Genomic DNA, 24718 nt, shown 5'->3' with positions numbered 1-24718 from the left:
GTGGTTTCAGGCGTCGTCCGGCGGCAGCGCGGGCGGCGCGCCGGCCGGCAGGGTGAAGGAGAAGCGGGCGCCGTGCGGATGGACGTTGCCGGCTTCTATCGTTCCGCCGTGGTTTTCTACGATGGCGCGGCAGATGGCCAGGCCCAGGCCCACGCCCGGCGTCGTCGATTCCGGCGCGCCGCGCGAGAACTTGTCGAAGGCCTTGTGCTCCATATTGGCCGGCAGGCCGGGACCGTCGTCGCTGACGCTGAGGCGGACCTTGTCGCCGTCGTGCCGGGCGGCCAGCTCGATCACGGAGCCGGCCGGCGTGTACTTGCCGGCGTTCTCCAGCAGATTGACCAGCACCCGCTCTATCAGCACCGCGTCGTATTCCAGCACCGGCAGGTCTCGTTCCAGCTTCAACTCCAGCCGGTGGCGGGACAGGCTGCGCTCGCAGGCGCGCACCGCGCTGCCGACCACCTCGTCCAGCAGCTGCCATTCCTTGTTCAGCTTGACGCCCGATTGCAGCCTGGCCATGTCCAAGAGATTGGTCACCAGCTTGTTCATCCGCAGCGCTTCGTCCTGTATCGACTGCGCGACCTCGGCCTGCTGTCCGGGCGGCAGATTGGGCGAATTCAGCAGATTGGCCAGGCCCAGCATCGTCGTCAGCGGCGTGCGCAGATCGTGCGAGACCACCGACAGCACGCTGTTGCGCAGCCGTTCCGATTCCATCGCGACGATGGCGTCCTGGGCCACCTCGACATAGTGCACCCGCTCCAGCGCCAGCGCGATCTGGGCGGCGCAGGTCTCCAGCAGCCGCTGCTGCTCCGGCAGGAAGGCCTGTATCGTTTCTTCCGGCAATAGCGCGATCACGCCGCGGGTGCGCATCGGCGCCCGCAGCGGCACGTAGAGCGCGGCGTTGGACGGCAGCGTGTTGGTGCCGAGGCCGGCCGGCTGCAGATTGTCGAACACCCACTGCGCGACGCCGGTGTCGGCGTCGCTGCCGGCCTCGGTGGCGGCGCGCAGCTGGTCCTCGCTATTGGGGATGAACAGCATCACCCGGGCGCGGAACAGCGGCTCCAGCCGGCCGACGGCGGTTTCGATGATCTGCGACGCCGTCAGCGCGCCGGCCAGCTCGCGGCCCAGATCGTACAGCGCGCGGGTGCGGCGCTCGCGGTAGGTGGCGATGGTGGCCTCGAAGCGGAAGCGGGCCGTCAGCTGGCTGATGATCAGCGCCACCGACAGCATCACGACGAAGGTCAGCAGATACTGGGTGTCGGACACCGCGAACGACAGCTGCGGCGGCACGAAGAAGAAGTCGAAGGCCGCCACCGACAGGAAGGAGGCCAGCACGCCGGGGCCGCGGCCGTAGCGGGTGGCGATCAGCACCACGGCCAGCAGGTGGACCATGATGACGTTGGACAGCGCGAAGTAGGGCACCAACAGGTGGTTCAGCGCCGTGGTGGCGAAGCAGGCGGCGGCCGCGGCGGCATAGCCGCGGCGGGCGTGGCTGGATTCGTTGTCGCCGAACAAGAGGCTGCTGACCCGTTTGCCGCGAGGTGTCGCGGCGTCCTCCTCCAGTTCGTGGGCGACGACGAAGACGTCGACGTCGCCGGACTGCAGCGTCAGCTCGTTGACCAGCGAGCCCTGCCACAGCCGCGCCAGCGCGCTGCGCGCCGACTTGCCGACGACCAGCTTGGACACGTTGCGGGTGCGGGCGTAGGCCAGCAGCGTGGCGGCCAGCGAGCTGCCGCCGAGCACCGTGGTCTCGGCGCCGAGCTCCTGGGCCAGCTTCAGGCCCTTCAATATCCGCGAGCGCTGCTCCTCCGGCAGCCGCTGCAGCCTGGGCGTCTCGACATAGACGGCTATCCAGTCGGCGTCCAGGCTGGCGGCCAGCCGCTTGGTGCTGCGGATCAGCTTCTCGGTGCCGGGGCCGGGCCCGACGCAGACCAGGAGCCGCTCGCGCGCGTGCCAGACCGGCTTGATCGACTGGTCGGCGCGGTAGGCGCGCATCTGGGCGTCGACGCGGTCGGCGGTGCGCCTGAGCGCCAGCTCGCGCAGCGCCAGCAGATTGCCCTTGCGGAAGAAGTTCTTGATTGCGCGTTCGGCCTGCTGCGGCAGGTAGACCTTGCCGGCGGCGAGACGGGACAGCAGTTCGTCCGGCGGCAGGTCCACCAGCGAGACTTCGTCGGCCATGTCGAACACATGGTCCGGCAGCGTTTCCCTGACGATGATGCCGGTGATCTGGCCGACGACGTCGTTGAGACTCTCCAAATGCTGCACATTGAGCGTGGTGTATACGTCGATGCCGGCGGCGAGCAGCTCCTCCACGTCCTGCCAGCGCTTGGGGTGGCGGGAGCCGGGCGCGTTGGAGTGGGCGAACTCGTCGATCAGGATCAGCTGGGGCCTGAGCTCGAGCGCCGCGTCGATGTCGAATTCCGACAGCGCGCGGCCCTTGTACTCGATACGGCTGGGGGAGAGGACGTCCAGCCCGGTCAGCTGGGCCGCGGTGTCCTTGCGGCCGTGGGTTTCGACGACGCCGACCAGCACCCTGAGTCCTTCCTGCTGCTTGACGCGGGCGGCGGCCAGCATCGCGAAGGTCTTGCCGACGCCGGCGCAGGCGCCGAAGAAGATCTTCAGCCGTCCGCGCTGGGCCTCCAGCTCTTCGCGCTTCAGTTCGTCAAGCAGGGCATCCGGGTCGGGGCGCTGATCGCTCATGCGGTTTTAGGCTTTCTTGGAAAGTTGGTCCAGCGCCAGATTCAGTTCCAGCACATTGACGCGCGGCTCGCCCAGGAGGCCGAAGGTCTCCCCGACGATATGCGAATCGACCAGCCTGCGCACCGTGTCTGCCGGCAGTTTACGCGCGGCGGCGACGCGGTCAAGCTGGTAATAGGCCGAGGCCACCGAGATTTCCGGGTCCAGGCCGCTGGCCGACGCCGTCACCAGGTCCACCGGCACCGGGCCGGTCTGGGTCGGGTGGGCTTTGCGGATGGCTTCCACATTGCCCTTCACCGCGTCCAGCTGGGCCTTGTTGGTGGGGCCCAGGTTGGAGCCGCCGGAGTTGCCGGCGTTGTACGGCATCGGGCTGGTGGCCGACGGGCGGCCCCAGAAGTATTGCTCGCCGGTGAAGCTCTGGCCGATCAGCCGCGAGCCGACCACCTTGCCGTCTTTTACGATCAGGCTGCCGTTGGCCTGGGCCGGGAACGCCGCCTGGGCGATGCCGGTGGTGACGAGCGGGTAGGCCAGGCCGGTGATCAGCGACAGGCCGCCGAATACCACCAGCAGGGGACGAATGACTTTCATGATGGTTTTCCTTGTCTATGCGGGCCGGTTTACACCAGGCCCATCGCGCCCAGCGCGACGTCTATCAGCTTGATGCCGGCGAACGGGACCAGCAGGCCGCCCAAGCCGTAGACCAGCAGATTGCCGCGCAGCAGCTCCGCCGCGCTCCTGGCGTGGTATTTGACGCCCTTCAGCGCCAGCGGGATCAGGAACACGATGATGACGGCGTTGAAGATCACCGCCGACATGATGGCCGAGGCCGGGCTGTTCAAGCCCATCACGTTCAGCGCGTTCAGCTGCGGATAGGTGCTGGCGAAGGCCGCCGGGATGATGGCGAAGTACTTGGCCACGTCGTTGGCGATCGAGAAGGTGGTCAGCGAGCCGCGCGTCATCAGCATCTGCTTGCCGATCTCGACGATCTCGATCAGCTTGGTCGGATTGGAGTCCAGGTCGACCATATTGCCGGCCTCCTTGGCCGCCTGCGTGCCGGTGTTCATCGCCACCGCCACGTCGGCCTGGGCCAGCGCCGGCGCGTCGTTGGTGCCGTCGCCTGTCATCGCCACCAGCTTGCCTTCGGCCTGGTGGCTGCGGATCAGCTTCAGCTTGGCTTCCGGCGTCGCCTCGGCCAGGAAGTCGTCGACGCCGGCTTCGGCGGCGATCGCGGCCGCGGTCAGCGGGTTGTCGCCGGTGATCATCACCGTCTTGATGCCCATCTGGCGCAGTTCGGCGAAACGCTCCTTGATGCCGCCCTTGACGATGTCCTTCAGCTCGATCACGCCCAGCGCGCGTTCGCCCTCGGCGACCAAGAGCGGAGTCGAGCCGCGGCGCGCCACCTCGTCGGCGCTCTTCGCCAGCGCGTCCGGGAACTGGCCGCCCTGCTCGGCGATGTGGCGGCGGATCGCGTCGATGGCGCCCTTGCGGATCCGGCGGCCGTCATAGTCTATGCCGCTCATCCGCGTCTGCGCGGTGAACGGGATGAACGCCGCTTCGTGGCTGGCCAGCTGGCGTTCGCGCAGATTGAACTGCTGCTTGGCCAGCACGACGATGGAGCGGCCTTCCGGCGTCTCGTCGGCCAAGGACGCCAGTTGGGCGGCGTCGGCCAGGTCCTTCTCGGACACGCCCGGCGCCGGGATGAAGGCGGATGCCTGGCGGTTGCCCAGCGTGATGGTGCCGGTCTTGTCCAGCAGCAGCACGTCGACGTCGCCGGCGGCTTCGACGGCGCGGCCGGAGGTGGCGATCACATTGGCGCCCATCATCCGGCTCATGCCGGCCACGCCGATGGCGGACAAGAGGCCGCCTATGGTGGTCGGGATCAGGCAGACCAAGAGCGCGACCAGCGTGGTGATGCCGATCGGCGAGCCGGCCTTGGCCGCGTCCACGCTGAACAGCGAAAACGGCAGCAGCGTCACGGTGACGACCAGGAAGACGATGGTCAGCGCCACCAGCAGTATCGTCAGCGCGATCTCGTTCGGCGTCTTCTGGCGCTTGGCGCCCTCGACCATCGCGATCATGCGGTCGAGGAAGGTCTCGCCCGGATTGGCGGTGATCTTGACGACGATCCAGTCGGACAGCACGCGGGTGCCGCCGGTGACCGAGGAGAAGTCGCCGCCGGACTCGCGTATCACCGGCGCCGATTCGCCGGTGATGGCCGATTCGTCGACCGAGGCCACGCCTTCGACCACCTCGCCGTCCACCGGGATCACGTCGCCGGCTTCCACCAGCGCGTAATCGCCTTTCTTCAGGCTGCTGCCGTCGACGATGCTCTTGGCGGCGCCGGCGCTCGGGCCGGCCAGCTTCTTGGCCACGACGTTCTTCTTCGCCGACCTGAGGCTGGCCGCCTGGGCCTTGCTGCGGCCCTCGGCCAGCGCCTCGGCGAAGTTGGCGAACAGCACGGTGAACCACAGCCACAGCGCCACGCCCAGGATGAAGCCGGACGCCGCCTCGCCGCGGCCGACCAGCGACTGGACCCACAGCGCCGTGGTCAGGATGCTGCCGATGTAGACGACGAACATCACCGGGTTGCGCCACTGGGTACGCGGCGACAGCTTCCTGAACGAGTCGACGATGGCGGGTTTGAGCAGCGACGGATCGAACATCGACGCGTTCGCGTTCTTGTGGCCGGATGCCGCGATTTCGTCGGCGGCCAGCAGTTTCGAATGATTTTTGTCGTTCATTTCACGTTTCCTTGACTGACGGGCTTAGCGGGCGGCGAGCATTTGCAGGTGCTCGACCACCGGACCCAGCGCCAGGGCCGGAACATAGTTGAGGGCGCCGACCAGCAGCACGGTGCCGATCAGCAGCGTCACGAACAGCGGGCCGTGGGTCGGCAGGGTGCCGCCGGTGGCGGCCAGGCGCTTCTTCGCGGCCAGCGAGCCGGCGATGGCCAGTATCGGCACGATCATGAAGAAGCGGCCGAAGAACATCGCGACGCCGGTCATGATGTTGTAGAACGGCGTGTTGGCGGACAGGCCGGCGAAGGCGCTGCCGTTGTTGTTGGCGGCCGAGGTGAATGCGTACAGGATCTCGCTGAAGCCGTGCGCGGCCGGATTGGCGATGCCGGCCTTGCCGGCCGTCACGCTGACGGCGATCGCGGTCAGCGCCAGCACCAGCGTCGGCGTCACCAGGATGGTGATGGCGGTCATCTTCATCTCGTAGGTTTCTATCTTCTTGCCCAGGTATTCCGGCGTGCGGCCCACCATCAGGCCGGCGATGAACACCGCCAGGATCGCGAAGATCAGCATGCCGTACAGGCCGGAGCCGACGCCGCCGAACACCACTTCGCCCAGCTGCATCAGGAACATCGGCACCAGGCCGCCTATCGGTGTCAGCGAGTCGTGCATCGCGTTGACGGCGCCGCAGGAGGCGGACGTGGTCACGGCGATGAACAGCGAGGTGTCGATGATGCCGAAGCGGGCCTCCTTGCCTTCCATATTGCCGCCGGACTGCAGCTGGCTTGCGCGCTGGTCTATGCCCAGCGAGCCGTATTGCGGCACGCCGGCCTGCTCGGCGCCGGTTTCCACCACCACCGCGGTGGCGAACATGATGATCATCGCGGCGATGATGGCCCAGCCCTGGCGGCGGTCGCCCACCATGCGGCCGAACAGGAAGCACAGCGCGGCGGGGATCAGGAAGATCGCGATGTCCTGCAGGAAGTTGGCCAGCGGGGTCGGGTTTTCATACGGGTGGGCGGAGTTGGCGTTGAAGAAGCCGCCGCCGTTGGTGCCCAGCATCTTGATCGCTTCCTGCGAGGCCACCGGCCCCATCGGCAGCGTCTGCGTCTGGGTGGTCTTGTCCTCCATCACCGGCTTGCCGTCCTTGCCCAGCACCGGCTTGCCGTTGGCATCCTGCTTGGGCTGCTGGTACTTGGCGGCTTCGACGGTATGCACGTCCTGGTAGGCGGACAGGTTCTGGATGGCGCCCTGTTGGGTGAAGACCAGCGCGAAGGCCAGCGACAGCGGCAGCAGCACGTACAGCGTCAGCCGGGTGACGTCGACCCAGAAGTTGCCGATCTTGGCGCTGCTGTGGCGGGCGAAGCCGCGGATCAGCGCGATCACCACGGCGGCGCCGGTGGCGGCGGACACGAAGTTCTGCACGGTCAGGCCCAGCATCTGGGTCAGATAGCTCATCGTGGTTTCGCCGCCGTAGCCTTGCCAGTTGGTGTTGGTGACGAAGGAAATGGCGGTGTTGAACGAGGAGTCGGGCGATACCGCGGCCATCGCCTGCGGATTGAGCGGCAGCACGCCCTGCAGCCGCTGCAGCGCGTAGACGGCGACGACGCCCAGCAGATTGAACAGGATCAGCGCCACCGCGTAGCCGCGCCAGCCCATCTCTTCATCCTGCTTGATGCCGGCCAGGCGATAGAAGGCGCGCTCCAGCGGAGCGAAGAAACGCACTGGGCCGACGTTTTCGCCTTGCATGACGCGCGTCATGTAGGCGCCCAGCGGCCAGGCCAGCGCGATCAGCACAAGCAGGAACAAGCCCAGTTGCAGCATGGCGGGTGTGCTCATGATTAGAAATTCTCCGGTTTGACCAATGCGTAGATCAGATAGACGAACAGTCCGAGCGCCAGCAGGGCGCTGATCAGATACCAGGCAGTCATTGCTTGCCTCCCAGCCGCTCGCAGGCCGCGATCAAGAGCCAGGTCAGCGCGCCGAACAGCGCGATGAGGCCCAGATAAAGCCAGTCCATAATGAAAATCTCCGTGCGTAATGTGCGATCTGGAAGGTACGCAAAACGGCGTCAAAAACCTGCTAAAAGGGCGCGGCCCGGTGTAAAGAAAAGATAAAGATCGTTTCCGATGGCGGTTTTGGAGATAAATATTTGGACTTTGGGCGGAATGTGCCGTTTTCTTTAGGCGGGACGCGATGTCCGTGGCGGCGCCGGTCCGAAGCGGCGTAGGCGGCGGCGGGCGGTTCCGGCGGGGAGAGCGGATGTAAAGAAAAAAAGGAGACCCGGCCTTGGGGATCAACGAAGGCGGGTGGCGGGGGCGCGGCGCCCCCGGCGTCAGAATGTCAGAACACGTCGTCGCAACGATCGGCCAGGAAGCGGGCGTCGTCGCGGTCGTGCGCGCGCTGCCGCACTTTCTGCTGTCGCGATCGTTCCTCGTCGCTCAGCTGCGGCTTGGCGACCGCGTAGAGAAAGCTTTCATGTTGGTCACGGGCTTGTTTTCTGCGAACGCTCAGGGGGATACGAGAAATCATCCTGCACCTTTCGATCTCGAAACGTGGGCTTCTCAGGGGGCCTGGCGGCTGGCGTGCTGTTCGGTGTCGCAAGCGGTCAGGCTGCGCCCTGACGGTATCAAGTTGACTCGGTTTGTCAGGTTTGTAAAGCACTTGGGTGTAAATCGGCGAAGGGTGTGGCGTTCCTTGTCGTTTTGTTTCAACTGAAACATAGTCGCCGCGTGTTACGGCGACGTGATGGCGCGATGAATCTTGCGTCGCCGGTCGATCATATTGTTTGTCGGCATAATGTTGTAGCGAAACGGTCTAAATTGTTATAAGCAAAGCGCGTAGCATCGACGCATCATGCAGGATGACTGGGGGTTCCTATGGACTGGGGATATACGGCGGCGGGTTTGGCGGTGGGCTTCATCGTCGGCCTGACCGGAGTCGGGGGCGGTTCGCTGATGACGCCCATCCTGCTGTGGTTCGGCATTTCGCCATCGACCGCCGTCGGCACCGATCTGCTGTACGCCGCGCTGACCAAGGCCGGCGGCGTGGTGGTGCATCACCGCCAGCGCCATATAGACTGGCGCATCACCTGGCAGCTGTCGCTGGGCAGCGTGCCGGCGGCCCTGCTGACGCTGGGCCTGCTGTCCTGGCTGCATGTGCCGGGGCAGGTGATGGATGCGCTGTTCCGCTTCGTGCTGGGCCTGGCGCTGCTGCTGACCGCGGGGGCCATCCTGTTCAAACCGTGGCTGCTGAAGATGGGCCGCCGCCATTTCTCCAGCCTGGCCGCCGACGGCCGCTGGTGGCCGACCGCGCTGGTCGGCGTGATGCTGGGCGTGCTGGTGACGCTGAGCTCGATCGGCGCTGGCGCGCTGGGCACCTTGGCGCTGTTCCTGCTGTATCCGGCGCTGCCGACGTCGAGGCTGGTCGGCACCGAGATCGCCCACGCGGTGCCGCTGACGCTGGTCGCCGGCCTGGGGCATGCCGGCATGGGCCATCTGGACTGGCTGCTGCTGCTGAAGCTGCTCAGCGGCTCGCTGCCGGGCATCTGGCTGGGCAGCCGGCTGGCCGGCCGGCTGGCCGATCATTGGCTGAGGCCGGCGCTGGCGGTGATGTTGGCACTGGCCGGCGGCAAGCTAGTACTTTAGTTTTTTTTGGCGCCGCTGACAAAAGCCCCGATCCTGCGTTGCGCCTCCTTGCCGTACGATGTGTACTGTCTGCGTCGGCGCGCCTTGACTCGGCGCTTTTGTCAGCGGCTTGGTGTTCGAGTCGGGTCCCGGTGCTGCGCTTGACCCAGGACGTCATCGGCGGCGCTGGTGTTTGAGGGGGACTATCCTGGGTTGCGCCTCCTTGCCGTGCGATGTGTACTGTCTGCGTCGGCGCGCCTTGGCTCAGGGAGCTATCCGCGGCGCTGGTGTTTGAGGGGGGCTATCCTGCGTTGCGCCTCCTTGCCGTGCGATGTGTACTGTTTGCGTCGGTGCGCCTTGACTCGGCGCTTTTGTCAGCGGCTTGGTGTTCGAGTCGGGTCCCGGTGCTGCGCTTGACCCAGGACGTCATCGGCGGCACTGGTGTTCGAGAAAGCCGCTGTCGATGCCCGTCATGGATGGTTGTAGCGCTTCAGCAGGGCGGCGTAGCGGCCGTCCTGCCTGATCTTGTCCAGCGCCGCCTGCAGGCGGGCGATGTAGTCGGGGTTGCTGTCCTTCTGCATCGCGAAGTAGAAACGGGTGCTGTCGTCCAGCACTTGCACCGAGTCCAGCCGTTCCGGGTTCTGGCCTTGCTGGCGCGCGGCGTAGCGCTGGAACAGGCCGACGCCGACGCTGAACTGCACGCGGTGCGCGTACAGCAGTCTGGCCGACTGTCCCTCGTCATTGGTCAGCACCAGGTTGCGGTTGTCGACGAAGCCCTGGTGTTCCATCATCTTCTGTCCCGGCGTGTCGCGGGCCACCGCGACCACCGCCCGGCGGGCGTCGTCCAGCGAATGGTAGGGCTGGGCGCCAGGGCCGCCGAGCCGGAACAGCTCTATCGGCAGCGGCAGCGCCGGGCCTATCCATTTGAACATCTCTTCCCGCTCCGGCGTGCGCACCGCCAGGTACAACATGGTGTTGGGCACTTGTTGCGCCTCGCGCAGCGCCCGGCTCCAAGGCTTGACCTGGATGGTGGCGCGCAGGCCGCTGTCGTGCAGCATCATTTGCAGCAGTTCGTTGGAGAATCCCTTGTGCGCGCCGTTCTCGTCGTAGCTGAGCGGCGGCAGCGCCTCGGTCAGCGCGTGGATTTCCGGCTCAGGCTGGCCGGCGTAGGCGGGGGAGAGGTGAAGACAGCAGCCGAGCAGGACGATCATCAGACGCGGACGCATGGCGTTCTCCGACGATGGGTGCTGCTTTCACTATACGCATTGGGCATGGCGCGGCAACAGCCGCTTTCAGGCGCGAGCCCGCGTCAGGCGCCCTCGGGCGGTGTCTGTCCGGCCAGCCAGTCATCGAGAGCCCGGCCATAGTCCAGCAGCCAGTTTTCGCCATCGTCGGGCGAGGGCAGGCTGTCTTGCCGCAGCAGCTGTTCCAGCCACTCGGTCCGTCTCGCCAATTCGTCGGCGCCTATGGTCAGGGCGGCCCCCTTCAGCCTGTGCAGGTGATGCCTGGCCCGGATCGGATCCGATTGCAGCAGGGCTTGCCGCAGGCTGGCCAGGTCGGCGTGGCTGGTCTGTTGGAACAACTGCCGCCATTGCCGGACGGACAACAGCGCCGGGACCGCTTCCGGGGCGGCCTGTCCGTCGTCTCCGTCTATCCACATCTCCAGCACATCGGCCAGCTCGTGTATGCGCAAGGGCTTGCTCAGCATGCCGTCCATGCCGCTCTCCAGGCACAGGCTTTGATGGGCCGGGTCAGTGGCGGCGGAGATGGCGATGATGGGGGTCTGGCCGGCCTCGCATTCGCGTATCCGCCGCGCGGTTTCGTAGCCGTCCATGCCAGGCATATAGCAGTCCAGCAATATCATGTCGAAGCGTTCTCCGCGCTCGAGCAGCGCCAGCGCGTCCAGGCCGCTGTCGGCCACGGTCGCCTGGTAGCCCAGCTCGCGCAGTTGCTGGCCTATCACCGCCCGGTTCATCGGCTGGTCTTCTATCAGCAGCACCCGCCCTCTGCCGCCGGGCAGGACGGGGTCCGGCTGCGGCTCGACCAGCGGCGCCGCCGCATCGGCCAGCCGCACCGGCAGTGTGACGCTGATAGTGGTGCCGACGCCGAGTTCGCTGTCCAGCAGGATGCTGCCGCCCATCAGCTCGACCAATTGCCGGCAGATGCTCAGGCCCAGGCCGCTGCCGCCGTAGCGGCGGGTGGTGGAGCTGTCCACCTGGGTAAAGGCGGTGAACAACCGGGCTTGCTGCTGCTTGTCTATCCCGATGCCGGTGTCCCTGACCGTGAGCAGCAGCTTGCCGCGATCGCCTTCTATCTGGTCCAGATGCAGCAGCAGGGCCACCTCGCCGTGTTCGGTGAACTTGACGGCGTTCGATAGCAGATTGGACAGAATCTGCCGCATCCGCAACGGGTCCAGCATCAGCGCCACCTCGTCCAGTCCCTGCAGGGTCAGCGACCAGCCCAGGCCCTTGCTCTGAGCTCGCAGGCGGTTGCTGTCGGCCACGCCTTGCGCCAGCAGGGCCAGGTCCACCGGCACCAGTTCGAGCTGGAGGCCGCGCGCATCCATCTTGGAAGCGTCCAGCACATCGTCGAGCAGCTCCAGCAGATTGGTGGCCGCCGAATTGGCCAGGCTGGCCAGCTCTTGCTGGCGCGGAGTCTGCGGCGTGCGCTGCAGCAGTTCTATCGCGGCCAGCACCGCGTTCATCGGCGTGCGGATCTCATGGCTCATCACGGCGAGAAACATCGATTTGCTGGCCTCACTGGCTTCGGCCACCCGCTGCGATCTGCGCGCCCGCAGCACCCAGTATCCCAATAGCAGCAGCAGCGTGGTCAGACCGATCAGGGTGTTCGAGTAATAACGGACAATCGCCCGCCAGGACGGCGCGCCCAGCCGCAGGCTTTCCACCCAGTAGTCGTACATTTTCCCGGTCTCCGCCGCGGTCAACTGGGCCAGGGATTTGTTGAGGATGGAGCATAGCTCGGGATGGCGCCTGGAGACCCCCATGCTGATGACGGCGTACATTCCGGGAATGGTGCCGGCCTGGCTCAGCGAAGCCATGTATTTTCGTTCCAGGATGGGCTCCAGCACCACATCGCTGCCTATCGCCGCATAGGCTTTGCCGCTAGCGACCGCCTCTAGCGCGTCTTCCGGATCGCTGGTCAACAGCAGGCGTATGCCGGGAAAGTGCTCGCGCAGGTAGTTCTCATAACCGCCGCCGCCTTTCACCGTCACCGTTTTGCCGGCCAGGATGGCCGGATCGAACACCATGGGCTTGTCCGGCGTGGTGATGATGACGGTTGTCCTGGCCAGATAAGGCACGGTCAGCAGCATGGCCTGCCGGCGTCTCTCCGAGATCAGGCCGGACGAAACCATGGTGGACAGAAAGATCTTGTCCTGGTCCATTTGCGGCAAGGCGTCGCGCCAGTTGCGGGCGGCCACCATCTTGAACTGCAGGCCGCTGATTTTCGAAATGGCTTCCAGATAGTCCCTGGTCAGGCCCCGGTGCTCGCCATCCTCGACGTATTCGAGCGGCCAGTAGGGGTCGATGGTATAGGGCACCACTGGGTGCTGCCGTATCCATTGCCGCTCCGCCGGGCTGAATATGGCCTCGTCCGGCGCCGCGTACGCCGATGGCGCCGAGATCGCCAGCACCATCAATAGGATTCGCCGCATTGCAATCGCCCACCGTGCCAGTTTCCACCGTTTTATGTCATCGCGGCCGGAAAAGACAGTGTCCGGGTTCCGAGCATGCCGGAAACGGCTTGCCGCCGCTAAGGCGCTGTTTCTTTTGAGAATGGTCTGATGGAGGCCGCCGGCATCCTCTCCAATAATGCCAATCTTTGAAACGAGCCCTGTCCGGGCGGGCCTTGCCGCGGAAGAGCTCACCAGCATGGAGAGTTGCGATGAAAGCCATCTTGTCGGCCTGTCTGCTGCTGTGCCTGACCGCACAGGCCCCGGCCGCGCCAGCCATCAATATCGGCGCCATGTACGAGTACCTGGACGCCGATGCCGGCACGCTGCTGAAGCGGGTGCGCAATAGCGGCGACAGCACCGCCTTCGTCAAGGTGGCGGTGGCGGAAATCGTCTACGGCCGTGACGGCCAGGCCAATGAGTTGCCGGTGGACACCGGGCAGCTGGCGCTCGGCCAGGTCAACGGCCTGCTGGCGAGTCCGTCCCGGCTGATCGTGCCGGCCGGGGGCATGCAGGCCAGCCGCCTGCTGTATCTCGGGCCGCGCGACCGCGAGCGCTATTTCCGGGTGCGCTTCTCCCCGGTGCTGCCGGAAAGGCAGGACGCGTTCGATGTCGGCGACGACGAAGCCCGGCGCTACCAGGACTCGCTCAGCGCCGGCGTCAATGTGCTGACCGGCTATGGGGCCATCGTCATCGTCAGGCCGCAGCAGCCGCGCTACGACACCCGGCTGCAGGACGGCCGCCACGGCTACACCGTGCGCAACGACGGCAACAGCACCGTCATCGTCGATGCCTTCTACCAGTGCGCCGCCGATGGCGCGCATTGCGAGACCCCGACCAAGCACCATGTGCTGCCCGGCGGCAGCAAGCGCTTCGCCAAGCTCGATGGCCACAGCTACAAGTTCGAGTTGATCGAGGGCAGCCGTCGCCAGGCCGTCGCCTTCGGCCGATGAGCCGGCCGTTTTTTCCACTGTTCCGAAAAGGAAACCCACAATGTTCACCCGAAAACTTCTGATAGGCGCGGTCGTATCGGCCGCGATGTTGTCCGGCGCCACGATGGCGGAGCAACAGCCGTTGCAGATCAATGTCACGGCCAATATTCCGACCGACAGCTTTTACGTGCAGCCGCTGGCCGACTGGCATCTGAAGGATCAGACGCTGTCCTGGGACGCCCGCCGCGAAATCCTGCAGCCGGTCAGCAATATGCTGGACATGAAAAGCACGATAGGCGCGATCCAGGGCTATCTGGAAGCGCCGGCCGAGCTGTACGGCAACGGCAACGGCGAGAAGATCCCGATGGTCGTCAAAATCAACGAGCAGGCGCTGGACGTCGGCGCCGGCAAGAAGGCGCAGATACTGACGGCCACCCAGGCCAAGGACATCAGCCGCGTCAATCTGAGCATCGCCGCACCGACGCCGGCCGACGGTTTCAAGCCGGGCCGCTATTCCGGCAGCGTCAATCTGATGTTCGAAAGCGTCGCGCCCGCCGGCAACTGATGTCGTCCGTCTGGTCATTCACAGGGGCGTCGATGCGCCCCTTCTTCATTTCCGCTTAGTCCCATGATTACCGTTGCCCGCCTTGCCGCGGCCTTGGCCGCCTCCTTCCTCTGCGCCCCTTGCCTGGCCGGCGCGCCGGCCGTCAGCGCGCGGCTGCCGTTGCTGGCGCAAGCGGCCGGGCTGCCGGCCGAGTTTCGCGACCACTTCTTCGAGGTGCCGCTGGCCGCCCGCGTCGAAAAGGACGGCCAGGCCTTGGGCGACGCGATGGTGCTGCTGAGCCGCGACGGCGCCGTGCAGCTGCTGAGCTTCACCGACGCCGGCGATAGCCGGCAGCCCGACGCCGAGCGGCAAAAATGGGTGGAAGCGCTTGGCCGGCCGGTCGGCTTGGGCGATTGCAAGGACAGCTGTCCGCCCGGACTGCTGGCCATTCATTACAGCCTGGAAAACTCGCAACTGTCGCTGCTGACCGATGCCGCCGGCCGGCAGCAGGCCGCCGCGCATTATCATGCGCTGCCTGCGGGCGGCAGCCGGGGCCTGATTCTCGGCAACCGCCTGAATCTCGCCGGCGGCGGCGGACAGAGTCTGTCCGGCCGTTACGCGATGGATCTGCAAGCCAGCCTGGGCGACTGGAGCGCGCTGGGCGGCCTGCAGCTGGAGCGCGGCGCCGACGGCCGCCTGGGCCAGAATCTGTCGCAGCTGTACGCGCAGCGCGAGCTGGATGGGCACTTCGTCCGCGCCGGCCTGTTCAGTCCCGACGGGCAGAACTTGATGCGCCAGCCGTACACCCAGGGTTATCGCGCGGACGCGGTGATCGGTCTGATGGCGGGCAGCTCCGACGCGCTGCTGGCCGACCGCGGCCAGGCCAGCCTGTATCCGGTCTATGTCACCGCCAATCGCGAAGCGACGGTGGAAATCTACCGCAACGGCGTGTTGATCCATAGCCAGCTGGTGCAGCCGGGCTTGCAGCTGGTCGACACGCTGAGCCTGCCCGGCGGCATCTATCCGGTGGAGGTGCGCGTGTTGGAGGACGGCGCGCAGGTGTCGCGCAGCGAGGAACTGATCTACAAGCCCAGCCTGTGGAGCAATCCGGAGCAGCGCTGGCGCTACAGCGTGTTCGCCGGCCGGCAGCGCAAGCCGTTCGGCGGCGTGGCGCAGCCGGGCGGTCTGGCGCTGGGCGGCGGCATCAATTATCTGCTGCACCCGCGCGTGGTGCTGGGCCTGGCCTCGCAGCAGTTCGGCGCGCAGCGCCAGTTCGGCGCCTCGGTGGACTGGGATATGGCCGACAGCGCCAAGCTGTATGCCAATCTGTTCCACACGGCCGGCTATGGCAGCGGTTTCGATGTCCAGACGGTCTGGAGCTACAGCCTGGGCAATGTGGTGCTCAGCCACAGCCGCAGCAGCCTGGACGGCGGAGACGATCCCGGGCGGCGGCAGGCCGGCCGCAGCGCGCTCTCGCTCAACCACCGTCTGAGCGGCAGCAGCAATCTGAACGCCCGGCTGTCGCGCAGCGGCGGTCTCAGCGTGGATCTGGGCCTGGACCACAGGCACAAGCTGCTGGGCAACGACGCCACCTGGCGGCTGGCCGCTTTCGACCGGGCCGCCGGCGCCGGCCCGCGCAACCGCGGCGTGGAACTGTCGTTGAACCTGAGCCTGGGCCGGGAAGGCCGCAGTTACAACGCCAGCGTCGGCAGCCGCAGCGGCAGCCTGGGCAGCCGCGACCGCTATGCCAGCGTTTCGATGCAGCAAAGCCTGGACAACGGCTGGCTCAGCGCCGTCGGCGCCACCGGCAGCGTCGATGGCCATGGCCTGGGCCTGAGCGGCAATGCCCAGTTCCGACACCCCCTGCTGCGCGGCGACGCTTATCTGCAACGCTCGTCGCTGAACGGCCAGCTCAGCGGCGGCCTCAATCTGGAAAACACCGTGGCCATCGGCGGCGGCGGCATCGCGGCCAGCGGCGACGCCGCCGCCTTCGGCGCAGATACCGGGCTGATCGTCGATGTGGAGTCGGACCTGCCCGAGGTGGCGCTGCGCGCAGACGACAGCCAGGGCGGCAGCGCGCGGCTGCATGCCGGGCGCAACTTCATTCCGGTCACCGCCTATCAGGCCGGCAGCGTGCAGTTCGACTTTGCCGGGGCCGGCGCGCCGGCGGTGGCGATACAGCCGGCCAGCCACAGCTATCACCTGAACAAGGGCGGCGTGGCCTACCGGCAGCTCAGGGTGTTGAAGACGGTTACCGTGCTGGGCCGCCTGCTGGACGCGTCGGGCCGGCCGCTGCGCGGCGCCCAGCTGATCAATCACGCCGGCCGCGCGGTCAGCGAGGCCGACGGCTTCTTCAGCCTGGAGATGAGCGAAAGCATGCCGACGCTGGAAGTCCGCCACCAGGCGGCGGCCGCTTGCCGTTTCCGTCTGGACCCGGCGCGACAGCCGCGCGCCGGCGAAGCCTTGCTGGCTGGCGAACTGCGCTGTCCCCGCTAGCGTCGGCCAAGGCCGGCTGGTTTGAGAATGGTCTGATGGAGGGCGGGCGATGGAAGCCGCCACAATACGCCCTTTCGGCGGTTTGAAAGGATGAACCGAAATGATGATGAAACCGAAATCCGGACGGCTCCACGCCGCGGCGTGTCGGCTGCTGCTCTGCCTGCTGGCCAGCCTGCCGGCGGCCGCCGCGCAGGTGACGGTGTACGCCGAATTGAAGCCGTCCTCGTTCCGACCGGGCCAGAATCAATTCGTCAACCAGGGGCCGGCCGATTATCTGATAGGGGGGCTGGGCAAGATCAGCAAGCGCGCGTCCCAGGACTCTTACGATCCGAAAGACCATATCTATCAGTCCATCGACGCCGAATACAAGCAGGTGACGCTTTACTCCGGCAGGGATTCCATCATGGCGAAGTTCAGGATTTCATCGTTTGCCCAGCGCTACGACAAGCCGAAATACATCAGTAATTTCAATCCGGAAAGGCTGGAGGGCGGATGCCAGGAGAGGATAGACGACGGCGATGTGCATCTCTACGCTTTCGAATGGGGTCACGCGGCGAAAAGAAACAGCGTCTGTTATCGAAGGCTCAAAACCACGGCGACCGGCCTCGGCGTCAGCCTGCTGGGCTTCAAATACGAGTTGATCGCCGTCAATCCGACGGCGATGCGCAACGGGACCTATACCGGCGAAATCTCCTACACGCTGGGCGACGGCCAGCAACTGGATTTTGGACACGCCGCCTACGGCGACAACCGCTTGAGCATCCGGATAGAAGCGACGGTCAAGAACGAGTTTCTGGTCAGCTTTCCGGCCGGGAGCGACCGCGCCGTGCTGGAGCCCGCCGGCGGCTGGCAGGCCTGGTCGCAGCAGGGCAGGGCGCCCGTCGCGCTGCGCCGGGATCTGGGATTCAACCTGTCCAGCGCGGCCGGCTTCAGCATGTATCTGCTGTGCCAGTATTCCAGCGGCGGCGCTTGTGCCTTACGCCGGGACAATGGCGGCGGCGAGGTGCCGATACAGGTGGCGGTCAGCATGCCCGGCGTGTATTCGAGCCAGGGGGGGGCGCCGGCCAGCCGGTATCCGCTCGGCGTCGCGCGCAAGGGATTCCAGCCGTCGGGCCAGGTCACGAACCGCTCGGCACAGCTGCATTTCGAGATGCAGCGCTCGGACATGGCCGCCATTATCCGGCAGCCGGGCGCGCGCTATCGCGGCGACGTCACCGTCGTCTTCGACGCCAGCCTGTAGCGGAAGGGGATGGAGATGATGCGAACGATTCTGTCGAGCTGCGCGCTATCGATCGCGCTGGCTGCCTGCGCCTGCGCCGAACCGGTCGAACACAGGGTCAGCGTGGAGGTCGAGGTGCCGAACGATGTGTTCTACGTCACGGCAGTCGGTGGCTGGGCGGGCGCGACCCAGCTGTTGCCGTGGGATATGGCGCGCCAGCGCCTGCAGCCGTTGCGGCAATGGCTGGAGATGCGGAGCACGATGGGGCCGATCACCGTCAGGGCCGACGGCGACACGGTGCTGTCCGGCGGCGGGGGGAGGATCCCACTGCGCATCCGGCTGGATGGCGGCCAGCGGCGCTGCGAAGTGTTCCGCGACGGCGGCGCTTCGGCGGACTGTCTGCTGCTGAGCGCCGCCGAGGCGGCCGAGGAGCGGCGGCTCAGCCTGGACATCGTGCCCGGCGTCCCCGCCGGCGGCTACCAGCCCGGCATCTACCATGGGGTGGTCAATCTGTTGTTTGAAAGCGCGTTTTAGGCCGGCGGCGGGAACCGCCGCATTGCCGCGGCCCGGCAACAGACATATAAATAAGCAGTTCCTCGATGCTGTGTCGTGATACCCGATGACCCTCTCCAAACCCCCGCTGCGTCTGATGTTGCTGGACGATCATGCCGTCGTGTTGCAAGGCCTGAGTTGCAGACTGTCGCAAGAACCGGATTTTTCCATCGTAGGCACTCATACCGGCAGCAAATCGCTGCTGGCCGCGCTGCACAAGCAGCCGGTCGACGTGGCGGTGCTGGATTACGCCCTGCAGCCGGAAGACACCGACGGGCTGAATCTGATCCGCGTGCTGGCCAGGCGCTTTCCGCAAACCGCCGTGCTGATCATGTCGGCGCACTACAACACCGCCACCGTGGCGCTGGCCTTGCGCGGCGGCGCGCGCGGCTTCGTCGGCAAGCAGCAGGACCTCGACGAGCTGGTGACGGCGATCCGGACGCTGGCCCGGGGCCAGGTCTATCTGAGTCCTGCAATGGCGGAGGAATTGGCCAGCGTGATGCCGTCCGACGGCGTTCCATCGTCCGGCAGCCGGCATGCGCCGGCCGCGGTGGGGAGCCTGGTGCGTCTTGCCGAGCTGTCACCGCGGGAGCAGGAGGTGATACGGTGTTTCATGGACGGCATGACCGTCAGCCAGATCGCGGAGAAGTTCGCGCGCAGCATCAAGACCATCAGCGGGCAAAAGCAGACCGCGATGCGCAAGCTGGGGCTGAAGGCCGATCACGAGCTCTACATCCTTCGCGACGAGCTGAAGAACGGTTGAGCGGGAGGCGGCGGGGCAAAAAAATGCCCCGGCGGGCCGGGGCGTCAAAGCAAACAACAAAGGAGAAGCCATAAGAAGCATTTGTATATTAGCGATTTGTGATTCGTGATGATTTGATGTGGAGCAAACTTGCCGCCGGACGCGGCGCGCTCGTGTGTTCAGGCCGCCAGCGCCTTGCTCAGCGTGATCCGCTCGTCGTCGATATCGGCCGGATACGGCTGCCGGTCGTCTTCCGTATAGCCCAGCCGCAGATAGAAGCGCAGATTGTCGGGCAGCCGGCGCCGGGTCGACAGCCGGACCGTACGCACGCCCTGGCCGAGCAACTGGTCCTCGACATGGCTGAGCAGCGCCGAGCCGAGTCCGCGGCCCTGCCAGTCCGGGTGGGTGCAGACGCGCTTGACTTCGGCGCAGCCGGCGTCCGGCGGCAGCACCAGCAGGCAGGCCACCGGCAGTCCCTGCCGTTCGGCGACGAAGATCTGGCTGCCGCTGGCGAGGTGGCCGGTCAGGCTGGCGACGGTTTCGTCCAGCGCCGTCGGCCGGCTGGGCAGCCGTTGTTGCAAAGGGTGGAAGGCCTGCTGGATCAGCAGGCAGACGGCCGACAGATCGTCCCAGCCGGCAAGGCGGAATGCGGTGTCGCTCATGGCATGCTCCTGAGGATGGGCCGTCGTCGAGTGTAATGAAAAATCATGAACATATGAAAAACGGCCACATGGACTCCATGCGGCCGTTTGTTCTGCGCAACAGCGGGCGGTTTACAGCTTGCCGGCCACCCAGGCTTGCACGCCTTGCAGCGCGGCGTCCAGGTTTTCCGGCTGGGTGCCGCCGGCCTGGGCCATGTCCGGACGGCCGCCGCCCTTGCCGCCGACTTGCTGGGCGACGAAGTTGACCAGCTCGCCGGCCTTCAGCTTGCCGGTCAGGTCGGCGGTGACGCCGGCGACCAGCGCCACCTTGCCGTCGCCTCTGGCGGCCAGCACGATGGCGGCGGAGCCCAGCTTGTCCTTCAGCTTGTCCAGCGTTTCGCGCAGCGCGGTGTTGTCGGCGCCCGGCAGCTCGGCTGCCAGCACCTTGACGCCGTTGATGTCGGCGGCGGCATCGGCCAGGCTGTCGCCGGCGGAGGCGGCCAACTGGCCCTTCAGCTTGGCCAGTTCCTTCTCCAGCGCCTTGGCGCCGTCCTGCAGCGCGGCGATCTTGGCGATCACCTCGTCGCTGCTCTGCGCCTTCAGCGCGGCGGCGGCTTCCTTGATCAGCGCGTCCTGGGCCTGGACGTGGGCCAGCGCGCCTTCGCCGGTCACCGCTTCGATCCGGCGCACGCCGGCGGCCACGCCGCCCTCGGCGACGATCTTGAACAGGCCGATGTCGCCGGTGCGCTTGACGTGGGTGCCGCCGCACAGCTCGGCGGAGAAGTCGCCCATCGTCAGCACGCGGACCTCGTCGCCGTACTTCTCGCCGAACAGCATCATCGCGCCGGACTTCTGCGCGGCCTCCATGCCCATCAGCTCGGCCTTGACCTCGTAGTTGGCGGCGATCACGTGGTTGACCACGCGCTCCAGCTCGGCGATCTGCTCGGCGGTGACGGCTTCGCCGTGGGCGAAGTCGAAGCGGGTGCGCTCCGGATTGACCAGCGAGCCCTTCTGCACCACGTGGGGGCCCAGCACGCGGCGCAGCGCCGCGTGCAGCAGGTGGGTGGCCGAGTGGTTGCGGGCGCTGGCCAGCCGCTGGTGCAGGTCGATGGTGGCGGTGACGGCGTCGCCGACCTTCAGCGCGCCGCGGGCCAGTTTGCCCTTGTGGCCGAAGGCAGCACCCTGGATTTTCTGGGTGTCGGCCACGTCGAACAGCGCGTCCAGACCGCCGGCCGCGGAGATTTCGCCGACATCGCCGACCTGGCCGCCGCCTTCCGCGTAGAAGGCGGTGTGGTCGAGCACGACGATGCCCTCGTCGCCGGCGGACAGGCTGTCGACCGGCTCGGTGCCCTTGTACAGCGCCAGGACCTTGGCGTCGACGCTGCTGTCGTCGTAGCCGTGGAAGCGGGTGTCGGCGCCGTCGTAGGCGATCTTGCCGCTCATCTTGAAGTTGGAGCCGGCGCGGCCGCGCTCGCGCTGGGCCTCCATCGCGCGCTCGAAGCCTTCCAGGTCGGCGTGGATGTCGCGTTCGCGGCAGATGTCGGCGGTCAGGTCCACCGGGAAGCCGAAGGTGTCGTACAGCTTGAAGATGGTATCGCCGTCCAGCGACTTCTTGCCGCCTTCCAGCGCGGAGTCCACCAGGCCCATGCCGATTTCCAGCGTCTCGGCGAACTTGATCTCCTCGGCGCGCAGCGCGTCCTCGATATGCGCCTGCTTCTCGCGCAGGTCCGGATAGGCCTCGCCCATCTCGGCGACCAGGTCGGCGACGATCTTGTGGAAGAACAGGCCCTTCTGGCCCAGCTTGTAGCCGTGGCGGATCGCGCGGCGGGCGATGCGGCGCAGCACGTAGCCGCGGCCCTCGTTGGACGGCAGGATGCCGTCGGCCACCATGAAGGAGCAGGCGCGTATGTGGTCGGCGATCACTTTCAGCGACGGCACGTCCTGGCTGTATTCGACGCCGGTTTCACGGGCGGCGGCGCGCACCAGACAGGCCAGCGCGTCGGTCTCGTAGTTGGACTTGACGTTCTGCAGCACGGTGGACAGGCGCTCCAGGCCCATGCCGGTGTCGACCGACGGCTTGGGCAGCGGGTGCAGCGTGCCGGCTTCGTCGCGGTTGAACTGCATGAAGACGTTGTTCCAGATCTCCATGAAGCGGTCGCCGTCCTCGTCCGGGCTGCCCGGCGGGCCGCCGGCGACCGACGGGCCGTGGTCGAAGAAGATCTCGGTGCACGGGCCGCAGGGGCCGGTGTCGCCCATGGTCCAGAAGTTGTCGGACGCGTACGGCGCCCCCTTGTTGTCGCCGATGCGGACGATCTTGTCGGCCGGCACGCCTACGGTCTTGTGCCAGATGTCGTACGCCTCGTCGTCGGTGGCGTAGACCGTCACCATCAGCTTGTCCTTCGGCAGCGCCAGCCACTCGTCGCCGGTCAGGAATTCCCAGGCGAAGGTGATGGCGTCGCGCTTGAAGTAGTCGCCGAAGCTGAAGTTGCCCAGCATTTCGAAGAAGGTGTGGTGGCGCGCGGTGTAGCCGACGTTTTCCAGGTCGTTGTGCTTGCCGCCGGCGCGCAGACATTTCTGGCTGGTGGTGGCGCGGGTGTAGTCGCGCTTCTCGAAGCCCAGGAACACGTCCTTGAACTGCACCATGCCGGCGACGGTGAACATCAGCGTCGGGTCGTTGCCGGGGATCAGGCTGCTGGAGGGAACTACCTGGTGGCCTTTGGAGGCGAAGAAATCCAGGAATTTCTTGCGAATTTCAGAGGTTTTCATGATTTTCGGTCAATTTTCAAAATCTGGTCCGGGCGCCGTGCCGGGACGAATCCGTCGATTGTGTCAAGCCGGGGCCTGGCTGGCAAGCGCTTCGCAGCGCCGCTTCAGCGCCTGGTTCATCTGCAGGAAGCCCCGGCGGGCGCATTCCAGCAGCCGGTCGCCGATCAAAGGCAGCAGGAGGCCGGAGAAATCCTCGTCGTGATGGAGGCGGGTGCCGCCGTCGTCCAGCGCTTCCAGCCGGAAGCGGTGCTCGCCGTCGAGCAGGCCGGGAAGCAGCCATTTGCCGCGCCAGGCCATCAGGCTGCCGGCGGAGAATTCGCTGAGCCGCGGCCGGAAGGTCAGATGGCGGCCGCCCGGCGGGTGGACGGTGGCCACCAGGCTGGCGCCTGTCTCGTGGCGGCCGTGCAGCCCGACGATGAACGGGTTCCACTCCGGGTAGCGCCGCCAGTCGCTCAGCACCTGCCACACCCGCTCCGGGCTGGCGGCGATGTCGATCTCGGTGGCGATGCTGCGCGTTGCCATGGCTCAGTCCTCGTAGAAGTCGTCGTCCGCGCCGCCTGCCAGCACCCGGCGTATCACGTCGGCCGGAAAGCCGCGCTGCGCCAGGAAACGGTACTGTTTGGCCTTTTCCGCCGCGTCGGCCGGCAGCCGGCCGAACTTCTTGCGCCATTGCTCGCGGGCGCTGGCCAGGTCGTCCTGTCCGGACAGCGCCTCGCGTATCGAGTCGTCGGCGACGCCGCGCTGGCGCATTTCCTGCGCGAGCCGCCGGCTGCCGAACTTGGCGCCCTTGCTCGCCGTGAACTGGCGGGCGAAGCGTTCGTCGGATTGCCAGTCGGCGGCGGCCAGCTCGTCCAGCGCGGCGTTCAGTTCTTCTTCGCTGTCGGCAAAAGGCGCGAGCCGCCGAACCAGTTCCCGCCGGGTGTATTCCCGGCGGGACAGCAGTTCGGCGGCCCGCGCCTTCAGGCTTTTGCCTTCCGCCGCCATCAGGCGTCGAAGGCGTCGTCGGCGAACTCTTCGTCGCCCTGGCTTTCGTTGATCTCGATCTTCACGCCGACCGCTTCGCGGATCTTGCGCTCGATCTCCTCGGCGATCGCCGGATTGGCCTTCAGCCACTCGCGGGTGTTGTCCTTGCCCTGGCCAATCTTCTGGCCGTTGTACGCGTACCAGGCGCCGGACTTGTCGATGAAGCCGTGCTTGACGCCCAGTTCGATGATTTCGCCCGGACGGGAGATGCCCTCGCCGTACAGGATTTCGAAATCGGCCTGGCGGAACGGCGGCGAGACCTTGTTCTTCACGACCTTGACGCGGGTGTCGTTGCCGACGACTTCCTCGCCCTTCTTGATGCCGCCGGTGCGGCGGATGTCCAGGCGCACCGAGGCGTAGAACTTCAGCGCGTTGCCGCCGGTGGTGGTTTCCGGGTTGCCGAACATCACGCCGATCTTCATCCGGATCTGGTTGATGAAGATCACCAGCGTGTTGGTGCGCTTGATGTTGCCGGTCAGCTTGCGCAGCGCCTGGCTCATCAGGCGGGCCTGCAGGCCGACGTGGCTGTCGCCCATCTCGCCCTCGATTTCAGCCTTCGGCACCAGCGCGGCGACCGAGTCGACGACGATGACGTCGACGCCGCTGGAGCGCACCAGCATGTCGCAGATTTCCAGCGCCTGCTCGCCGGTGTCCGGCTGCGAGATCAGCAGGTCTTCGACGTTGACGCCCAGCTTCTGCGCGTAGACCGGGTCCAACGCGTTTTCGGCGTCGATGTAGGCGCAGGTGCCGCCCAGCTTCTGCGCCTCGGCCACCACCTGCAGACACAGCGTGGTCTTGCCGGACGATTCCGGACCGTAGATCTCGACCACGCGGCCGCGCGGCAGGCCGCCGACACCCAGCGCCAGGTCCAGGCTCAGCGAACCGGTGGAGATCACTTGCAGGTTTTCGGTGATCTGGTTGTCGCTCATCCGCATGATCGAGCCCTTGCCAAACTGCTTTTCAATCTGGGCCAGGGCCGCGGCCAGCGCCTTGCTCTTGTCTTCGGAAGCCATGCTGTCTCCAATGGGGTGTTCGGACCAATGATGGGGGCGATTAT

At 66.4% G+C, this 24718-nt stretch carries 20 protein-coding genes; 7 read left to right on the top strand and 13 right to left on the bottom strand.

Annotated features, from left to right (window positions below; all coding sequences use genetic code 11):
* Nucleotides 1-6: 6 nt before the first annotated feature.
* The 6 genes from WNM05_RS16755 to WNM05_RS16730 form a co-directional block, all read right to left on the bottom strand.
* Nucleotides 7-2697, bottom strand: a complete 2691-nt coding sequence (locus WNM05_RS16755) for a DUF4118 domain-containing protein (RefSeq protein ID WP_434628956.1) — start codon at nt 2695-2697, stop codon at nt 7-9.
* Between the two features lie 6 nt (nt 2698-2703).
* Nucleotides 2704-3282, bottom strand: a complete 579-nt coding sequence (kdpC, locus tag WNM05_RS16750) for a potassium-transporting ATPase subunit KdpC (protein ID WP_434628954.1) — start codon at nt 3280-3282, stop codon at nt 2704-2706.
* 29 nt (nt 3283-3311) lie between these two features.
* On the bottom strand, nt 3312-5435 hold the full coding sequence (gene kdpB / locus WNM05_RS16745) for a potassium-transporting ATPase subunit KdpB (RefSeq protein ID WP_434628952.1): 2124 nt from the start codon (nt 5433-5435) through the stop codon (nt 3312-3314).
* 24 nt (nt 5436-5459) lie between these two features.
* Nucleotides 5460-7268 (bottom strand): potassium-transporting ATPase subunit KdpA, encoded by a 1809-nt coding sequence (gene kdpA / locus WNM05_RS16740; protein WP_434628950.1) that lies wholly within the window; start codon nt 7266-7268, stop codon nt 5460-5462.
* Between the two features lie 2 nt (nt 7269-7270).
* Nucleotides 7271-7360: a K(+)-transporting ATPase subunit F gene (gene kdpF, locus WNM05_RS16735; RefSeq protein WP_021476355.1), complete on the bottom strand. Its 90-nt coding sequence runs from the start codon at nt 7358-7360 to the stop codon at nt 7271-7273.
* Nucleotides 7361-7772: 412 nt separating this feature from the next.
* Nucleotides 7773-7961 (bottom strand): hypothetical protein, encoded by a 189-nt coding sequence (locus tag WNM05_RS16730; RefSeq protein WP_158300876.1) that lies wholly within the window; start codon nt 7959-7961, stop codon nt 7773-7775.
* Between the two features lie 347 nt (nt 7962-8308).
* On the opposite strand from WNM05_RS16730, the gene WNM05_RS16725 reads away from it, so the two are divergent.
* The gene (locus WNM05_RS16725) at nt 8309-9076 is read left to right on the top strand and encodes a sulfite exporter TauE/SafE family protein (protein WP_434628948.1); all 768 of its coding nucleotides are present in this window, start codon (nt 8309-8311) and stop codon (nt 9074-9076) included.
* A gap of 449 nt (nt 9077-9525) precedes the next feature.
* Here the strand turns inward: WNM05_RS16725 and WNM05_RS16720 are convergent, their stop codons facing one another.
* Nucleotides 9526-10281 carry a substrate-binding periplasmic protein gene (locus WNM05_RS16720; RefSeq protein ID WP_434628946.1) on the bottom strand — a complete coding sequence of 252 codons (756 nt, stop codon included), beginning with the start codon at nt 10279-10281 and terminating at the stop codon, nt 9526-9528.
* A gap of 83 nt (nt 10282-10364) precedes the next feature.
* Nucleotides 10365-12728, bottom strand: coding sequence for an ATP-binding protein (locus WNM05_RS16715; RefSeq protein ID WP_434628944.1), 2364 nt, complete (start codon nt 12726-12728; stop codon nt 10365-10367).
* A gap of 230 nt (nt 12729-12958) precedes the next feature.
* Between WNM05_RS16715 and WNM05_RS16710 the strand changes: the two genes are divergently transcribed.
* From WNM05_RS16710 to WNM05_RS16685, 6 genes are all read left to right on the top strand, one after another.
* Nucleotides 12959-13699 carry a hypothetical protein gene (locus WNM05_RS16710; protein WP_434628942.1) on the top strand — a complete coding sequence of 247 codons (741 nt, stop codon included), beginning with the start codon at nt 12959-12961 and terminating at the stop codon, nt 13697-13699.
* A gap of 40 nt (nt 13700-13739) precedes the next feature.
* On the top strand, nt 13740-14243 hold the full coding sequence (locus WNM05_RS16705; RefSeq protein ID WP_434628940.1) for a CS1 type fimbrial major subunit: 504 nt from the start codon (nt 13740-13742) through the stop codon (nt 14241-14243).
* 63 nt (nt 14244-14306) lie between these two features.
* Entirely contained in the window at nt 14307-16718 is a 2412-nt protein-coding gene (locus WNM05_RS16700) for a CS1-pili formation C-terminal domain-containing protein (RefSeq protein WP_434628938.1), read from the top strand.
* 106 nt (nt 16719-16824) lie between these two features.
* Nucleotides 16825-17958 (top strand): hypothetical protein, encoded by a 1134-nt coding sequence (locus tag WNM05_RS16695; protein ID WP_434628936.1) that lies wholly within the window; start codon nt 16825-16827, stop codon nt 17956-17958.
* Nucleotides 17959-17973: 15 nt separating this feature from the next.
* Entirely contained in the window at nt 17974-18471 is a 498-nt protein-coding gene (locus tag WNM05_RS16690; RefSeq protein ID WP_434628934.1) for a CS1 type fimbrial major subunit, read from the top strand.
* A gap of 85 nt (nt 18472-18556) precedes the next feature.
* Entirely contained in the window at nt 18557-19252 is a 696-nt protein-coding gene (locus tag WNM05_RS16685; RefSeq protein ID WP_434628932.1) for a response regulator, read from the top strand.
* 158 nt (nt 19253-19410) lie between these two features.
* Here the strand turns inward: WNM05_RS16685 and WNM05_RS16680 are convergent, their stop codons facing one another.
* The 5 genes from WNM05_RS16680 to recA form a co-directional block, all read right to left on the bottom strand.
* Complete coding sequence (locus tag WNM05_RS16680) at nt 19411-19893, bottom strand: GNAT family N-acetyltransferase (protein WP_434628930.1); 483 nt, start codon at nt 19891-19893, stop codon at nt 19411-19413.
* A gap of 111 nt (nt 19894-20004) precedes the next feature.
* Nucleotides 20005-22638 carry an alanine--tRNA ligase gene (gene alaS / locus WNM05_RS16675; RefSeq protein WP_434628928.1) on the bottom strand — a complete coding sequence of 878 codons (2634 nt, stop codon included), beginning with the start codon at nt 22636-22638 and terminating at the stop codon, nt 20005-20007.
* Nucleotides 22639-22701: 63 nt separating this feature from the next.
* Entirely contained in the window at nt 22702-23160 is a 459-nt protein-coding gene (locus WNM05_RS16670; protein ID WP_434628926.1) for an SRPBCC family protein, read from the bottom strand.
* Nucleotides 23161-23163: 3 nt separating this feature from the next.
* Complete coding sequence (gene recX, locus WNM05_RS16665) at nt 23164-23622, bottom strand: recombination regulator RecX (RefSeq protein ID WP_434628924.1); 459 nt, start codon at nt 23620-23622, stop codon at nt 23164-23166.
* Nucleotides 23622-24674: a recombinase RecA gene (recA, locus tag WNM05_RS16660; RefSeq protein WP_434628922.1), complete on the bottom strand. Its 1053-nt coding sequence runs from the start codon at nt 24672-24674 to the stop codon at nt 23622-23624. Before recA ends, recX begins: the two co-directional genes overlap by 1 nt.
* Nucleotides 24675-24718: the final 44 nt, after the last annotated feature.

The sequence above is a fragment of the Chromobacterium sp. CV08 genome, from assembly GCF_051129845.1.
In the GTDB taxonomy this organism is placed as follows: domain Bacteria; phylum Pseudomonadota; class Gammaproteobacteria; order Burkholderiales; family Chromobacteriaceae; genus Chromobacterium.
Note: the sequence above shows the minus strand (reverse complement) of the source record. Positions and strands in the feature narration are given on the sequence as shown.

What these genes read in the sequence shown, in the direction of transcription:
- kdpC (WP_434628954.1), bottom strand. Translation starts at nt 3,282, where the DNA reads ATGAAAGTCATTCGTCCCCTGCTGGTGGTATTCGGCGGCCTGTCGCTG.
- kdpF (WP_021476355.1), bottom strand. Translation starts at nt 7,360, where the DNA reads ATGACTGCCTGGTATCTGATCAGCGCCCTGCTGGCGCTCGGACTGTTC.
- WNM05_RS16720 (WP_434628946.1), bottom strand. Translation starts at nt 10,281, where the DNA reads ATGCGTCCGCGTCTGATGATCGTCCTGCTCGGCTGCTGTCTTCACCTC.
- WNM05_RS16695 (WP_434628936.1), top strand. Translation starts at nt 16,825, where the DNA reads ATGAAACCGAAATCCGGACGGCTCCACGCCGCGGCGTGTCGGCTGCTG.
- WNM05_RS16725 (WP_434628948.1), top strand. Translation starts at nt 8,309, where the DNA reads ATGGACTGGGGATATACGGCGGCGGGTTTGGCGGTGGGCTTCATCGTC.
- WNM05_RS16705 (WP_434628940.1), top strand. Translation starts at nt 13,740, where the DNA reads ATGTTCACCCGAAAACTTCTGATAGGCGCGGTCGTATCGGCCGCGATG.
- WNM05_RS16690 (WP_434628934.1), top strand. Translation starts at nt 17,974, where the DNA reads ATGATGCGAACGATTCTGTCGAGCTGCGCGCTATCGATCGCGCTGGCT.
- WNM05_RS16685 (WP_434628932.1), top strand. Translation starts at nt 18,557, where the DNA reads ATGACCCTCTCCAAACCCCCGCTGCGTCTGATGTTGCTGGACGATCAT.
- WNM05_RS16700 (WP_434628938.1), top strand. Translation starts at nt 14,307, where the DNA reads ATGATTACCGTTGCCCGCCTTGCCGCGGCCTTGGCCGCCTCCTTCCTC.
- WNM05_RS16755 (WP_434628956.1), bottom strand. Translation starts at nt 2,697, where the DNA reads ATGAGCGATCAGCGCCCCGACCCGGATGCCCTGCTTGACGAACTGAAG.
- WNM05_RS16710 (WP_434628942.1), top strand. Translation starts at nt 12,959, where the DNA reads ATGAAAGCCATCTTGTCGGCCTGTCTGCTGCTGTGCCTGACCGCACAG.
- recX (WP_434628924.1), bottom strand. Translation starts at nt 23,622, where the DNA reads ATGGCGGCGGAAGGCAAAAGCCTGAAGGCGCGGGCCGCCGAACTGCTG.
- WNM05_RS16730 (WP_158300876.1), bottom strand. Translation starts at nt 7,961, where the DNA reads ATGATTTCTCGTATCCCCCTGAGCGTTCGCAGAAAACAAGCCCGTGAC.
- kdpB (WP_434628952.1), bottom strand. Translation starts at nt 5,435, where the DNA reads ATGAACGACAAAAATCATTCGAAACTGCTGGCCGCCGACGAAATCGCG.
- WNM05_RS16680 (WP_434628930.1), bottom strand. Translation starts at nt 19,893, where the DNA reads ATGAGCGACACCGCATTCCGCCTTGCCGGCTGGGACGATCTGTCGGCC.
- kdpA (WP_434628950.1), bottom strand. Translation starts at nt 7,268, where the DNA reads ATGAGCACACCCGCCATGCTGCAACTGGGCTTGTTCCTGCTTGTGCTG.
- WNM05_RS16715 (WP_434628944.1), bottom strand. Translation starts at nt 12,728, where the DNA reads ATGCGGCGAATCCTATTGATGGTGCTGGCGATCTCGGCGCCATCGGCG.
- alaS (WP_434628928.1), bottom strand. Translation starts at nt 22,638, where the DNA reads ATGAAAACCTCTGAAATTCGCAAGAAATTCCTGGATTTCTTCGCCTCC.
- WNM05_RS16670 (WP_434628926.1), bottom strand. Translation starts at nt 23,160, where the DNA reads ATGGCAACGCGCAGCATCGCCACCGAGATCGACATCGCCGCCAGCCCG.
- recA (WP_434628922.1), bottom strand. Translation starts at nt 24,674, where the DNA reads ATGGCTTCCGAAGACAAGAGCAAGGCGCTGGCCGCGGCCCTGGCCCAG.